The 14,554-nt window shown below is 40.7% G+C and carries 13 protein-coding genes; all 13 read right to left on the bottom strand.

Going from position 1 to position 14,554, the window contains the following annotated elements; all coding sequences use genetic code 11:
- The coding region (locus tag HZY91_RS10645; RefSeq protein ID WP_197116253.1) for a CLIPPER-2 domain-containing protein at positions 1–4,549 on the bottom strand (4,549 nt) is incomplete at its 3' end.
- Between the two features lie 489 nt (positions 4,550–5,038).
- Entirely contained in the window at positions 5,039–5,920 is an 882-nt protein-coding gene (locus tag HZY91_RS10640; protein ID WP_197116252.1) for a hypothetical protein, read from the bottom strand.
- A gap of 15 nt (positions 5,921–5,935) precedes the next feature.
- Positions 5,936–6,790 (bottom strand): helix-turn-helix domain-containing protein, encoded by an 855-nt coding sequence (locus HZY91_RS10635; RefSeq protein WP_197116251.1) that lies wholly within the window; start codon positions 6,788–6,790, stop codon positions 5,936–5,938.
- A 502-nt stretch (positions 6,791–7,292) separates the two neighbouring features.
- Positions 7,293–7,613: a hypothetical protein gene (locus HZY91_RS10630; protein ID WP_197116250.1), complete on the bottom strand. Its 321-nt coding sequence runs from the start codon at positions 7,611–7,613 to the stop codon at positions 7,293–7,295.
- A 124-nt stretch (positions 7,614–7,737) separates the two neighbouring features.
- Positions 7,738–8,229, bottom strand: a complete 492-nt coding sequence (locus HZY91_RS10625; protein WP_197116249.1) for a GNAT family N-acetyltransferase — start codon at positions 8,227–8,229, stop codon at positions 7,738–7,740.
- Between the two features lie 358 nt (positions 8,230–8,587).
- The gene (locus HZY91_RS10620; protein WP_197116248.1) at positions 8,588–9,346 is read right to left on the bottom strand and encodes a copper homeostasis protein CutC; all 759 of its coding nucleotides are present in this window, start codon (positions 9,344–9,346) and stop codon (positions 8,588–8,590) included.
- A 14-nt stretch (positions 9,347–9,360) separates the two neighbouring features.
- Positions 9,361–10,257 carry a DUF7916 family protein gene (locus HZY91_RS10615; RefSeq protein ID WP_197116247.1) on the bottom strand — a complete coding sequence of 299 codons (897 nt, stop codon included), beginning with the start codon at positions 10,255–10,257 and terminating at the stop codon, positions 9,361–9,363.
- Positions 10,250–11,392, bottom strand: a complete 1,143-nt coding sequence (locus tag HZY91_RS10610; protein WP_197116246.1) for a Sapep family Mn(2+)-dependent dipeptidase — start codon at positions 11,390–11,392, stop codon at positions 10,250–10,252. The genes HZY91_RS10615 and HZY91_RS10610 overlap by 8 nt, the downstream gene beginning before the upstream one ends.
- A gap of 2 nt (positions 11,393–11,394) precedes the next feature.
- Positions 11,395–12,354, bottom strand: coding sequence for a glycosylasparaginase (locus tag HZY91_RS10605; RefSeq protein ID WP_197116245.1), 960 nt, complete (start codon positions 12,352–12,354; stop codon positions 11,395–11,397).
- Between the two features lie 17 nt (positions 12,355–12,371).
- Positions 12,372–13,715, bottom strand: a complete 1,344-nt coding sequence (locus HZY91_RS10600) for a PTS sugar transporter subunit IIC (protein WP_197116244.1) — start codon at positions 13,713–13,715, stop codon at positions 12,372–12,374.
- 3 nt (positions 13,716–13,718) lie between these two features.
- The gene (locus HZY91_RS10595; RefSeq protein ID WP_197116243.1) at positions 13,719–14,042 is read right to left on the bottom strand and encodes a PTS sugar transporter subunit IIB; all 324 of its coding nucleotides are present in this window, start codon (positions 14,040–14,042) and stop codon (positions 13,719–13,721) included.
- Positions 14,043–14,055: 13 nt separating this feature from the next.
- Complete coding sequence (locus tag HZY91_RS10590; RefSeq protein ID WP_197116242.1) at positions 14,056–14,379, bottom strand: PTS sugar transporter subunit IIA; 324 nt, start codon at positions 14,377–14,379, stop codon at positions 14,056–14,058.
- Positions 14,380–14,392: 13 nt separating this feature from the next.
- The gene (locus HZY91_RS11120; protein WP_197116241.1) at positions 14,393–14,554 is read right to left on the bottom strand and encodes a PTS sugar transporter subunit IIA; all 162 of its coding nucleotides are present in this window, start codon (positions 14,552–14,554) and stop codon (positions 14,393–14,395) included.

Genomic DNA, 14,554 nt, shown 5'->3' with positions numbered 1-14,554 from the left:
CTGGATCACCTGTCACCGTGGCCGTATTCGGGATACTATCCTTCGTTAGATCATCCGCCGTCGCAGTGTACTCTTGCGTCACTTTGATCGACTCACCTGGTGCTAGGTTCGCTTGCGGTAATTCGATACTTCCACCTAACATCGGATCGTCTAAGACCACATTGACAAGTGGCATATTCCCCGTATTGGTAATGGTGAACTCATACGTGATGACATCGCCCTCAGCGGTAACCACTTTCTTAGCTGTATCGCCGTTCACTGCCGTCACCGTCTTCACTAACTCAATCGCTGGTGAATTTACGGGCACGTCTTCGTCATCTTCGTCGGTCACTGGTGGCGTATTCGGATCTGGTTCCCCTGGATTAGCAGGATCTTCTGGATCTCCTGTCACCGTTGCCGTATTCGGGATACTGTCTTTACCAAGGTCGTCTGCCGTAGCGGTGTACTCTTGCGTCACAGTGATTGACTCTCCTACCGCTAGATTCACTTGAGGTAATTCGATCGTTCCACCTAACATTGGGTCGTCTAGAATCACATTCACAAGTGGCATATTACCCGTATTGGTGATCGTGAACTCGTACGTGATGACATCGCCCTCAGCGGTAACCACTTTTCTGTTGGTTTCACCATTCACTGCTGTCACCGTCTTCACTAACTCAATCGCTGGTGAATTTACAGGCACATCTTCCTCATCGTCATCCGTCACTGGTGGCGTATTTGGATCTGGCTCCCCTGGATTAGCTGGATCTTCTGGGTCACCCGTTACCGTAGCGGTGTTCGGGATACTGTCTTTACCAAGGTCGTCTGCCGTAGCGGTGTACTCTTGCGTCACAGTGATTGACTCTCCTACCGCTAGATTCACTTGAGGTAATTCGATCGTTCCACCTAACATTGGGTCGTCTAGAATCACATTCACAAGTGGCATATTACCCGTATTGGTGATCGTGAACTCGTACGTGATGACATCGCCCTCAGCGGTAACCACTTTTCTGTTGGTTTCACCATTCACTGCTGTCACCGTCTTCACTAACTCAATCGCTGGTGAATTTACAGGCACATCTTCCTCATCGTCATCCGTCACTGGTGGCGTATTTGGATCTGGCTCCCCTGGATTAGCTGGATCTTCTGGGTCACCCGTTACCGTAGCGGTGTTCGGGATACTGTCTTTACCAAGGTCGTCTGCCGTAGCGGTGTACTCTTGCGTCACAGTGATTGACTCTCCTACCGCTAGATTCACTTGAGGTAATTCGATCGTTCCACCTAACATTGGGTCGTCTAGAATCACATTCACAAGTGGCATATTACCCGTATTGGTGATCCTGAACTCGTACGTGATGACATCACCTTCTGCCGTCACAACTTTTCGATTGGCATCCCCATTCACAGCGGTCACGGTCTTCACGAGCTCAATCGCTGGTGAATTTACGGGCACGTCTTCGTCATCTTCGTCGGTCACTGGTGGCGTATTAGGATCTGGTTCCCCTGGATTAGCTGGATCTTCTGGATCCCCCGTTACGGTGGCCGTATTCGGGATACTGTCTTTACCAAGGTCTTCTGCCGTAGCGGTGTACTCTTGCGTCACAGTGATTGACTCTCCTACCGCTAGATTCACTTGAGGTAATTCGATCGTTCCACCTAACATTGGGTCGTCTAGAACCACATTCACAAGTGGCATATTACCCGTATTGGTGATCGTGAACTCGTACGTGATGACATCGCCTTCAGCGGTAACCACTTTTCTGTTGGCTTCACCATTCACTGCTGTCACCGTCTTCACTAACTCAATCGCTGGTGAATTTACCGGCACGTCTTCGTCATCTTCATCCGTCACTGGTGGCATGTTCGGATCTGGCTCCCCTGGATTAGCTGGATCTTCTGGATCACCTGTCACCGTGGCCGTATTCGGGATACTATCCTTCGTTAGATCATCCGCCGTCGCAGTGTACTCTTGCGTCACTTTGATCGACTCACCTGGTGCTAGGTTCGCTTGCGGTAATTCGATGCTTCCACCCAACATTGGGTCATCTAAGACCACATTGACAAGTGGCATATTCCCCGTATTGGTGATGGTGAACTCGTACGTGATGACATCGCCCTCAGCGGTAACCACTTTCCTATTGGCATCCCCATTCACTGCCGTCACCGTCTTCACGAGCTCAATCGCTGGCGAATTCACAGGCACGTCTTCGTCATCTTCGTCGGTCACTGGTGGCGTATTAGGATCTGGTTCCCCTGGATTAGCTGGATCTTCTGGATCCCCCGTTACGGTGGCCGTATTCGGGATACTGTCTTTACCAAGGTCGTCTGCCGTAGCGGTATATTCCTTGGTAACCGTCATGCTTTCTCCTGGTGCAAGGTTCGCTTGCGGTAATTCGATCGTTCCACCTAACATCGGATCGTCTAGAACTACATTCACAAGTGGCATATTACCCGTATTGGTAATGGTGAACTCGTACGTGATGACATCACCCTCAGCGGTAACCACTTTCCTAGCCGTATCACCATTTACAGCCGTAGCAGTCTTCACGAGTTCAATCGCTGGATTATATTCTACTTCCACTATCTCTGTATCTTCTGCTGGCGGTGGGGTCTCACCATCTGGCGTTGTCCCTGTTGCTGTTGCCGTATTATAAACTGAGGCCGAAGCAAGATCTTCTTTCGTAATTGTATAAGTTGCTGTTCCTGTCGTTGACTCACCTGGCTTTAAGGTTGTCGTTCCTAAGGTAATATCTCCTGTTATTTTTGGATCACTTACTTTAATATTTTCTAGAACCGTTGCTCCACTATTGGTGACAGTAAACTCATAGGTGACAATATCACCAACGTTTTCATACCGTTGATTTTCATATGGTGTTCCCTCACTATTTGTAACTTGGGTTGCTACTTTATCCAACTGAATGGCAGGTGTTCCTTTAATCGTTTCATCATCTGAATCTTCAGGTGGTGTATAGCCATCTGGTGGGGTTCCAGTGGTTGTCGCTGTATTAAGAATTTCACCCGCTGCAATATCTTCAGCGGTTACCTTATAAACAGCCGTTCCTGTAGTACTTTCTCCAGGATCAAGGGTTGTATCTGCTAAGGTAATATTACTATTCGCAAATTTAGGGTCTGTCACTGTGACGTTCGTTAAAGGAACCCCTCCTGTATTGGTTACTGTGAAAGTATAAGTAATCTCTTGTCCCTCGTATAAAAAGGTTGATTGATTGGCTACTTTTTCTAAATCAATCCCCACATCTAATTGCGGAGAGTTCGTCACATACATAGTATTTCCTACAATACGTGAACCTTCCTGCTCGTTATGCATTGTCACAGTCGCTCGACCATCGCCATCAATCTCTACGACAGCATAGAATGCATTATCTAGGACATAGCCATCTGGCGCTTGTATTTCTTTAATGGTATAAGTGGCATTAGGTTTTAAGCCGGTGAATCTTACTTTACCGGTTGAATCGGAAGTGACAGTATGAACTTCCGTTAGATCATAGTCATTTGTTGCAGTAAATACTGCTCCAGGAAGTGGTTTATTAGAATCATCATATTTATAAAAATCATACGTCGCTTCAGTAACAGTTACGGTTGCTTCTGCATTTAATGGATGGATAAAAGAGTTCGCAAAACTGCGTGCATAATTATAATAACCATAATAGTCATAATAGCCATAATCGAGAGTAGCTGCGTTCTCATATTGTTCCGTCGAAGTAGGATCTCCCTTCGTAAAGACCTCAATGACATAAGAATTGCTGCTCGTTCCTAGAGAGATTGAAGTAGAAGTTCTCCCCGTTGCATAATAGGTTCCAACTTTGCTTCCTAATTGGTAACCTAAACTACTATAAACGTCATTAGCATAATAGACATTGTAATGGCTAAGCGTCATATTTCCAGATACAATTTGGTCTGTAATGGTCATATTGTACAAATAGTTATTATTTGGATTGACAATAATGACCCATTTATGAAGTCCTGTACTTTCATCATAAGAAACAGCATATTTAGCTAACCCATTGTTAAAATAGCCGCCGTTTGTAAATTGAATGTATGAATAATCAGTGTATGTTTTTCCTCCACTCGTAAAAGTAAACGGATAGGTCCCCGAACCTTTCGTGAAAGCACTTCTATTTGCTTCTCTTTCAAAGGATAAAGAGCCTCGAACATTTGTGAGTTTTTCAATATTCTCATTCAAAGTAATCGTAACCGTATTGGTGACTGGATCAATCGCCATTGTTCCAATGACAATCCCTGTTGAGGATTTCACCGGTATATCCGTGTCTGATCCAATGGAAGACAAGGCTTTATCAAATTTAATTGAAAAAGTATCACCTGCCTGAGCTGAATCAGGTATCACAAAATCTGCATAGACTTTGACCATGTGATCATTTGATCCGTTCCCACTGACAAACCGATCATCCATTCGGATATCTGTCACAACTCCTTGATTCGATAAATCCGCTGCATGAGCGACTGTTTTTTCTCCTAAAATGGAATTAGAAAGACTTCCCGTTAAAAGAAAAATAAACATCATGAAGGAATAGAATATTCTGTTAGTTTTCATAAACATCTCCTCTTAATTTATAGTTTTATTTCAAATACCTCCAACAAGTCTTGCAAAATTATGTCACGATCCTCCTTTTAGAATAATGTCCGATATAAAAATAAACCTATCTATAAAACTATGAACCCTTCTAAATCTAGAAGAATTCTAAGATAGACTTATTAGTATTGAATTGCAAAAAAATAATACATCTTCTAACTTCCAACAAAAGATAAACACTTTATAGCTTTTATCCACCCGACATTCCAACTAATACATTTTTTACACCCTTTTGAGAAGGATACTTAAAACACTCCAAATTTAATATAACATGACTAATGTTTAACAAATTAAAAATGTTCCAAATAAAGTGAATGATAAATTTAATCGGAGGCATTCAAAAAAAGAAAATTATTTAATAAAATAAAAAACGATAAATTGGATAAAGAAGCTATCATGCTTCTCTAACACAATTTATCGTTTTAGTTTTCATCATCTAATTTCAATTTCTTAATAAACATCCCGCTTTAGCTTCATCGGTTTCTCATATATCAAACAAAATTTCTCATACCACTCCCATGTAATTCTAAAAATATGATCACAATGAAGATCGCTCAAAATTCGATAATAGTTATTTAGAAGGTCGAGTGACTCCTCTTCCTCTTCCAAAAAGTAACAATACATTAATCGTAAGACACAAGTGTAATGTTTCTCATAGGTCAAATTAGGATGGATCTCTGCCTCTAATAATAAATTTAGAGTATGTAGCGCAAGGTCTTGATCTCTTAATGTAAGGGCATTGAGAAAAACAGTATGGAGGCAATTTAAAGCAAGGGCTTGTTTTTTTGAATTGATATTCAATTGCTGCTTGAAGAGTGCACTTAATACCATTCTTAGAAAGTCTCCATCTAGGAACAATTCTCCTATACCTGCAAACAAATACAGTTCATAGCGATACCACGTTTCGATTTCTAGAAAGAACTGTTTCATCCTCTGCATCTCCTTTTCAGGAATCGTTTGTTTCTCAAGATCTGCAATAAAAAAATCAAGGGCCCAGAACATATGTTGAACAAATTTACTATCTAGATTTGCTTCTTTAAGGAAAGCCCGCTCAGCGAGTAGCGCTTCTTTATCTTGCTTATTATAATACGATACAAGCTTTTCACCCCTATTTAAAAAAAAAGATAATTTAGATAATTCTTTTGATAAAAGTATCACCTCGATCGGAATGACATGTAAACGATTCAATAAACACATGAAGTGCTCTACCCTTAAGTTCATTGAGTCACTTCGGAAAGCATCATAAGCAGAACGTGAAAGCTTAGAACCTAACATCTCTTTAATAGTTAAGCCCTTTTTACAGCGGATTTCATCAATAACTTCTCCTAACATATAATCCTCCAAACTCTATTGAAACTGGCAATACTCAGCAAATTTCTTCTTCATTTCATCCCCTAATGTTTCTAATCCTAGAAAATAACAGTCCTCAATTTGTAACTGTATCGTCGCGCCTTTTGTTTTAATGTCGTCTATAGAGGAAAGGATGCGATAGAACTTTAACAATATTCTGTATTTAAGGAGTGTATAAGTACGAGTCTGTTCATTAATCAGAACCTCAAACTCCTCAAGATTGATTGGATAGCCACGACAAATACAGAAAAAATAAATTTCAGCGATCAAATCAAACAAGCAAAAAAACTTAACATCAAATTGATAAATCTTTAAATACTTTTTAACCCTCTCATATGTAGACAACAGAAAGGATAAATCAAGATATTTGATAATATTTTTAACCAAATAAAACTCATAAAAATACCACTCTGGCGTATTGTTTAGATAAGCTTTGATTTCTATGAAGGTCTCTTCCGAAAGCTCTTCTTGTCCCATCTCAATCAATCTAAAGGTAATTAACCACCTAATATGAAGATAATATGGATCTGAATTCGCCATATTGATAAAACGCTTTCTTTCATTTTGTAACTCTTCCACACTATAAGCCTTTAGACAGGAAGTGCCATAAGTAATCACAAAAAAAGAATCTTCAACCTTCTCCAAATCAATATCAGGAGTAATGTAGTCCAGCAAATCATCGAGATGTAAATTCATTCGATTAATGATTTGCATAAAAGTAATAGTCGAAATGCGCGACTGATTATTCACAAAACGGTAATAAGTAGTTCTAGAAATAATTCCTTCAATAAGATCATTAATTTTCAAATTTTTTTGTTGGCGTATATGCTCAATAATTGGTCCTAATTCCATATAAAATCCTCACTAATAAGATATTTAAAACCTTTTATATATAATTCATACTCTTACACACAAACCATCTAATTAAGTCAGCCACTGATAGAAAAGACAGGATGACCTTTCAAAGTTCTTATAGACAAATTCCTCTGAATACAACTAGTCACGAATCATCATCATTTATCCATATCATAAATTCTAAATCTCATTTGAACATTCAATTGTTTATTAGGATATCAAAATAAAAAATTGAAAGCCAAACATATCAAAAACAATATGTTCCAACTCTTGCAGAAAGACATCTATTCTCAGCGCTCCATTGATTAGATGACCAGAACTCCTAAACTAACCAATTATGTCTCAAAATATTGATAATAAAAACAAGAGGGCAACTTAAAAGTTGCCCTCTATCTTTTTCGATTAACTTCATCTGGTCTTAGCTTTTCTCTACTTACCCACCTGTTAATTAAAAAGCCCTCACTTATAGAGAAAAGATTCTCAATAACTTTCCTTCCTTTTATGAGTCCGAAAGAGCCTCTTTAACTTCTCGACGGAAGTCTTCGCTGCCAAGTAATTTTGACTCGAAGGAATTTAAATGATGACTCAGAAACATCTGTTTCCCAAGGCTGAGATCATCGGTCAGAAGAACCATTTCAATTCTATCTCCCTGATGATTTTCCGCATACAGGGCATCATTCAGAATAAATCCAGTTGACCCACCTTTTGAACCGAGATGGGCGAAGCGTTCACGATTTCCTTCATTGATTTCCATCGGCCACTCAAGCAAATCGCGAAGGGTCTGGTTCGCTACTGGTGGAAATTGATTAGTCGATACCATCGCTAATAAATGACCATACTCATTCGCGGTTGCCGCTATGAGACGATCTGACCATACTTTATTTTAAATGAGTTTAACTCACTCCTATTATCCCTTAGCTTATCAACTATTATGAGAGATGGTTTTAGGCATTTGTCTCTTCAAAACAAAGGGCCATCAACGAATCCTCAGTCCGCGTCTCAATGACCTTAAATCCGAGTGATTGATAGAGCTTTTGAGCAGGATTGCCATTCGTTACACTCAATGAAATGCCCTTTATTCCTTTAGAACGAACTTCCGCAATCATTTTCTTCAAAAGGCTAGTTCCGATACCTGCTCCTCTATAGTCAGGTAAGACCGAGATATTAAGCTCGACAAAATCATCGCGATAATAGCCATAGCTTTCCTGTTCTTTCCTGAATTGACGGCACCAGACCAAGCCAACGATTTCTTCATTAACGATTGCGGCTAATGATTCATCACGAGCTTGACCAAATGCTTCATGGTATTTGTTTAATACTTGTTGTTCAATAATGGAGTGATCAGGAGCTTCTTGTCCAGGTGGGACATAAATGGCATAGTATAAGAATTTCCGTAATTGATCGTACTCTTCTTTCTTTAGGGGTCTCAGTTCCATCACTAACTCCTTTCACTTTTGATCGTAAAGCTACTCCTATTATATAATAAAAGGCTGTGGTATAAATGAACGATTTCCTTCATCATTTCAATCAATGGGAATGAACACTGAGAAAATAGGCATTATTTTTTTAACGTTCATCGCATTTTCACACTTACAAAACGAAAGAAGACCTCATAGCTTGCTTAGGCAATGCCTAGTAGATTTAAAACGAAAAAAAGAATTAGCCAGTTGAAGAACGGGCCAACTCTTTTTGTAGGGCGTCTCTTGCGAGGTAAATATTCGGAGGATTGATCGTTTTTTCAAAAACAAATAGCTTATGTCCTAGCTTCCACAAATAAAAAGATTCAATTTCAACTTAATGTTGATCGGACATCCGATGGGCTTTGGCAACCGCTCGGGCTAAGCGTTCAGGGTCCACCTCATCATAATCGCCTTGCTGAGAATAAGCGAAAGAAATAGTATGACTAGAAGTTGTGGGGTCTTGTTCCCATTTTTTAAAAGAGCCATGTAGTTGGGGGACCCCCGTCTTTTCCGCTATTTCTTCTATGTTCTCATCCGTAATCCCTGAACCTAAGCAGAATTCGATTTGATCACCATAACGTTGATGGTATTCCGCAATCTCAGGGATTCCCTCGCTTACTTTCGCATAGCCACCACTCGTTAAGACACGGTCACAGTGCAAACGAATCAAAGTTTCTAAGGATGATTGATAATCTTGACTACAATCCAGTGCCCGGTGAAAAACCGCTTCTTTACCATATGAATGACAGAGCTGAATCATTCGTTCAGTTAAATCTTGATCAATCTGTCCGTCAGCCGTTAAGAAACCAAAGGCAATCCCATCTGCCCCATTCTCTAAAAGTAATTCCGCATCCTTAAAGATCACCGCTAAATCTTCATCATGATAATGAAAGCCTCCACCTCGAGGTCTGACCATACAAATAATCGGGATTTCAACCTCTTGCTTAACCGCTATTAAGGTGCCAAGGCTTGGTGTTAGGCCACCTAAGAATAAACCAGAGTTCAATTCAATTCGATCTGCCCCCTGCTCTTGCGCAATCAAGCAATCCTTCAAGGAACCGGCACACACTTCAATTAATAAGTTGTTTTTCATTTCCACCCTACTTTCTAGCGTACCACGGAACTCGCGATTCGATTTATAGTATGGCGATGACCTCGAATGGCAGCGGATAAGGTATAGATATTATCCACATTGGCGAGCCCACCATAACCGGCATCCCCAATATGCTGAATATCAACCCCCGCAATCTTATTCTGAATCGCCATATCTTCGACTACATGTGGACTGGACGTTTCTTGACTCGTTCCGATTGCCGTCATAACCATCCCCTTCGCCTGATGAGCATACTCCACGATCTCGGTTAACATTTGCAGATTAAAACCTGGAATCGTTCCAACAGCTGGGGTTAAAAGGATATCGGCTCCTGCTTCAATAAATTGTTTGGCCACTTCAACCGTCAAGACAGGCTCCGCTGTTCCGGCTCCATGCATTTTACCGGCAATAATGATTCCTTGATAAATTTGCTTAGCCAATTTAATTTGTTCATAGATCTCTTGATTGGAAACTCCTGTACCCGGATTTCCGGTTAAACAGATAAAATCAATGCCCAATTCATTGGCCGCTCTAAAGGTTTCTTCACTCGTAATTCGGCCTTTGGGAATTTCAATCCGTTCTTCTAGCATTCTTGAATCCAAATCAACCGGTTCTAAGTTACAACCAATCGGTCTACCAACGAGCCGTTTCAACTCTTGAATGGTTTCTTTATCACGGTCAACTCCATACACAACTGGCTTTAACACATCGAAGCCATTTAACAACATTAAATCGGCCCCAAAGGCTTTAGCGACTTCTGCATTCGTCAAGTTGCCCCCCACCGAAGGACGCTCGGCTACCATCTCCGAACAAACCGTTCTTCCTTCAGCGGCCTTAATGGACTCCAAGAGCTCTTCTTTACTAAATCCGGCAAAATCTGAAGCATTACAATCCAATAGTCGTTTAACCATTCTTACTCTCTCCTTTATTACTGGCTGTCGATAGTTGATACAAGGCCTGAGCATAGATCAAGGTATTCATCTCTAAATCCTGTAAATCAATCCATTCATTCGGCAAATGCGCAATATCTTTCTGTCCTGGGTAACTCGGTCCATAAGCAACAATGTTTGGAATTATTTTAGCATACGTACCACCAGTAGTGGTAACCGGTGATAAATTTAATTGAGTCACTTGATTAAAAGTGTCCTGTATACGATCGATATATGTGCTTGGGGCTGAGGATCGTACAGGATCCCAATTGCTTAGAAGCTTAAGTTGCAATGAAGCAGTAAGGGTCTCCTGGATCTGAGCGACGATTTCGTCACTCGTACATGCTTGCGGATAGACAATGCTAAAGCCAAATTTAACCTGTCCTGCTTCCTTCTTCAATTGATAGCCACGGATTTTTACAGCACCAAAATCCTGATCTTTGAAATCAATGCCTAAACTTTTACCGTTACTAATCGAAGAAAAACAATAGGCATTGATCCAATTGAATAAGTCTTCGTCTTTGCTCTCATCGGCGACCACTTCGACTCTCAAACGACCGCATTCACCATAAACCACCGGCCACTTGCAGTCTGGTGTCCACCCAAATACAGGCGGCTTTTCTTTGGTTAAATAATGCTTCACGCAGGCAAAACCACTTTCCTCATTAGTTCCAAATACTATTCTAACCGGCATCGGAAATTGAACTTTCAATTCTTTTAAGAGGTATAAGGAATAGAGATTGGCTAGAATCGGCCCCTTATTATCTAGCACGCCTCTTCCAAATAGTCGATGATCTCTGATCGTCGCCTCATAAGGAGGAGAGAACCAACCTTCGCCTGCGGCGACCACATCCACATGGCCAAATATCCCATAATATTCGGAAGTCTTTTGTTCACCATACTGGGCATAACCAATGATATTATCATGATTAACTGTCTCAAAACCTAGTTGTTCAGAGAGCTCCAGAGCTTTTAATAGCGCCTGCTTGGGACCTTCACCGAAGGGAGCTCCTGGTGTACTGTGTCCCCTCACACTTTCGATCGCTACCAGTTCTTTGATAGCAGCAAGGAGTTTTGGTTGAATAGCTGAAACAGAGCGTTTAATTTCTTCCTTCATGATTATAACTCCTCTAATACAGCCGTCCTATGACGGTAATACTGATCGATCCATTCTTTGCTGGCCTTCTCATGAATCATTTTATCTCCTTCTCTTCGGGTCGTATAGACAGTTGCGGGACACTCATCCGTCGCCACAACAAAAGAAAAATTATCCATATTAGAAGCGACACCCCACCGTCTTTGCTTGTCCATGGCTACCACGGAAATATCACCGGCTGATCCTTTCTTGCTTCGAAGATAAGCATCAAAATCAAAGACCGCTGTTTCACATGCCTTTTGGGGATGCATGCCCGCTTTAATTCGCATGACAATTTCATAGGACATAATGCCTTTCATAATATCTTCCCCTAATCCAGTTGCCGATGCCCCTCCAATCAGACTGTCCACATACAGGCCGGAACCAATGATCGGAGAATCTCCAACTCTCCCCTTCTTTTTCATAAAGAGCCCGGAAGTCGAAGTCCCCGAAACCATTGAGCCATGCTGGTCCAGAGCAACCATTCCAACCGTATCATGCCCATCATAAGGCATTAATTCTCTATCCTTTGCTAAGGTTTTAACTCGGTTATGATAGTGAATTTTTGCTCGATCCGTCAGCATATTTTTGCGCTGGAAACCTTCTCGATGGGCATAGGCATTCGCCCCCTCTCCCACTAACACATTGTTTACTTGCAGAAGACTAAGTTGCTTGGCAATACTGATCGGATTGGCAAAGTCACTCAAGCCACAAACCGCACCAAAATCTAAATTATCACCATTCATGAAGCCGGCATCTAATTCTACAACCATTTCTTCATTAGGAAGTCCGCCGTATCCTACCGACTTGAAATAAGGGTAATCTTCCACTTCCTTAATCGCTGCTTCCGTTGCATCGGAAGCTAAGTCTTTATTTTCTAGCATCTGGGAAGCTTTCTTGATCCCTTCTTCTGCCATGCACCATGTTCCAATGATTCCCCACATTCCGCATTGCTCCTTTCCTAATCAAATGTCACGGATCCTAAATCAATGCTATCTAGATCATCCTCTTGCTCTTCAACCGTTTGCTCATCCTGTAAATATTGTTTATCCATGACTTTGAAGAAAGGATAATAGATGACACAGTCTAAGACAATCAAGCCAATTTGTAAGAGTCCTGCCAACATACTTCCGGTTGATAACCAGCCGGAAAAGAAAGGTGGCGTTGTCCAAGGCAAGGAAGCTCCGGTTGTATAAGGAATCACACCGATTTGTGTGGCAATGGTTGAAATAATAATATTCACGAGTGGACAGATGATAAAAGGAATAAAGATAATGGGATTTAAAACCACTGGCAATCCAAAGATCACCATCTCATTAATTCCAAAAACACCTGGGATTAAGGATAACTTACCTAATTGCTTCATTCGCTGTGATTTAGCCACAAAGACCATTAAGATAACAAGAGATAGGGTACTTCCGCCACCACCAAAATTCGCAAAGAAATCACCAAAAGGCTGGGTGAAAATATTGGGTAAGGGTTCACCCGCATTAAATGCTGTTAGATTCTCAGTAGTCAATGCCAAATGAATCGGTGAAAAGATAGTGTTGGTTACGGCGGGTCCATTGATACCAAAGAACCAGAACAAGGTGGATAAAAATTGATAAATCGGTTCAAAAATAAAGCTTTGACCGAAGCCCATTAATGGCGATTGTAAGATTTCATAAATAAAATTATGCGCATACTTATACGGTGTAAATGAGAATAAAATATTAACCAGTAAAGCCAATAAGAGAACCATTCCACTAGGAATCAAGGCTGCAAAAGAATTCATTACGGCAGGTGGGACCCCATCTGGTAAGGTAATGACCCAGCCTTTTTTGGAAGCATAGGCAAACAATTTCACGGATAGGAGCGCGGTAATCATGGCTAGAAAGAGGCCAGCTGTTCCCAAATTTGAGAAGGCAAAACCATTAAAAACCTCTTGTTCTGGACCGACAAAGTCTGGATGAGTTTGCGGTGATAAAATTAAGAAAGAGGCCAAAGAAACAGCTGCACTGGCAATTGGATCAACTTCCAATAATTTACCATAAGAATAGCCGATGCCGACTGATCCAATTAAGGCAATCACTCCGAAGGTTGAATTAATAATAGGATCAAGGTAAGCTTCCCAGCCGGTTCCCAAGAATCCAGCCATAAATTCTGAATAACCTGGAATTGGAAAATTAGCAATCACTAGGAAGATAGAGGCCACTATTAATAAGGGAGTCGTCACCAAGAAACCATCACGGATTGCAGTTAAAACAATATTATTCGCAAGTCTTTCTGCTAAAGGGGCTAGTATTTTTTCTAATTTATTTAACATCGTCTATTCCGCCTGTTCTTTTAATATTTTGATTGCTTTCTTCAAAATCCTTTCACCATCGACATTCCCATAATCTTCGAGGTTAATCACCGCAACGGGAATTCCTTGTGGTTCGTATTTCTTTTTTGTTTCTTCGTATTTATATTTCACTTGAGGCCCCAGTAAAATGACATCTGGATGTTTCTCTTCCACAATGGTTGCCATTTTTGAATCTGAAAAAGCTTCAACTTCAATAGGTAACTGATACTGATTGGCCAACTCTTGCATTTTACTTGCGACTAAACTAGTAGACATTCCTGCATTACAAAACAAATATACTTTCTTCATAAGCTCTCTCCTTTTATTTTTCTTTTATTTCTTGTAACATCTTATAATTGTTCAACCATTCTTCTGCCATGATTTTAAGTAATTCGGCACTCATTAATTGGTCTTCTGCATGTATCAATAGAACGGATAACTCAACAGCTTCCTTGTTCGCTTCCTTCGTTAACAATTCAAAATGCACATCATGACCTGCTTTTAATAATTCGCTCCCTTCTTCTATGAGCTTATCCGCTTGCTCAAAATCAAATTCTTTCGCAAAATTTATTGCCTCCATAAAGGATGATTTGGCTCCACCTAAAGCACTAATCATTTTAAAACTAATCTTCTCAACTTCATTCATTTACCTATTCCCCCTACTGATTTAAAATCACTTCAATAAATTCATCCCGATGATGAGCCTCTTTTAACTTGCTCATCTTTTCTGGTTGATCAATCATCAAACTCAACCAATCAAAAAACAACTTCATAAAACCACTATCTTTCTCCTTAATGGCCAGTAAGAATACAATACTCAC

The organism is Facklamia lactis, assembly GCF_015863205.1.
Lineage (GTDB): Bacteria > Bacillota > Bacilli > Lactobacillales > Aerococcaceae > Facklamia > Facklamia lactis.
This window is presented reverse-complemented; position numbering and strand designations above follow the sequence as displayed.

Coding starts and splice junctions, on each gene's coding strand:
- HZY91_RS10600 (WP_197116244.1), bottom strand. CDS start 13,715: ATGTTAAATAAATTAGAAAAAATACTAGCCCCTTTAGCAGAAAGACTT.
- HZY91_RS10630 (WP_197116250.1), bottom strand. CDS start 7,613: ATGGTATCGACTAATCAATTTCCACCAGTAGCGAACCAGACCCTTCGC.
- HZY91_RS10640 (WP_197116252.1), bottom strand. CDS start 5,920: ATGTTAGGAGAAGTTATTGATGAAATCCGCTGTAAAAAGGGCTTAACT.
- HZY91_RS10595 (WP_197116243.1), bottom strand. CDS start 14,042: ATGAAGAAAGTATATTTGTTTTGTAATGCAGGAATGTCTACTAGTTTA.
- HZY91_RS10610 (WP_197116246.1), bottom strand. CDS start 11,392: ATGAAGGAAGAAATTAAACGCTCTGTTTCAGCTATTCAACCAAAACTC.
- HZY91_RS10590 (WP_197116242.1), bottom strand. CDS start 14,379: ATGAATGAAGTTGAGAAGATTAGTTTTAAAATGATTAGTGCTTTAGGT.
- HZY91_RS10620 (WP_197116248.1), bottom strand. CDS start 9,346: ATGAAAAACAACTTATTAATTGAAGTGTGTGCCGGTTCCTTGAAGGAT.
- HZY91_RS10625 (WP_197116249.1), bottom strand. CDS start 8,229: ATGGAACTGAGACCCCTAAAGAAAGAAGAGTACGATCAATTACGGAAA.
- HZY91_RS10615 (WP_197116247.1), bottom strand. CDS start 10,257: ATGGTTAAACGACTATTGGATTGTAATGCTTCAGATTTTGCCGGATTT.
- HZY91_RS10605 (WP_197116245.1), bottom strand. CDS start 12,354: ATGTGGGGAATCATTGGAACATGGTGCATGGCAGAAGAAGGGATCAAG.
- HZY91_RS10635 (WP_197116251.1), bottom strand. CDS start 6,790: ATGGAATTAGGACCAATTATTGAGCATATACGCCAACAAAAAAATTTG.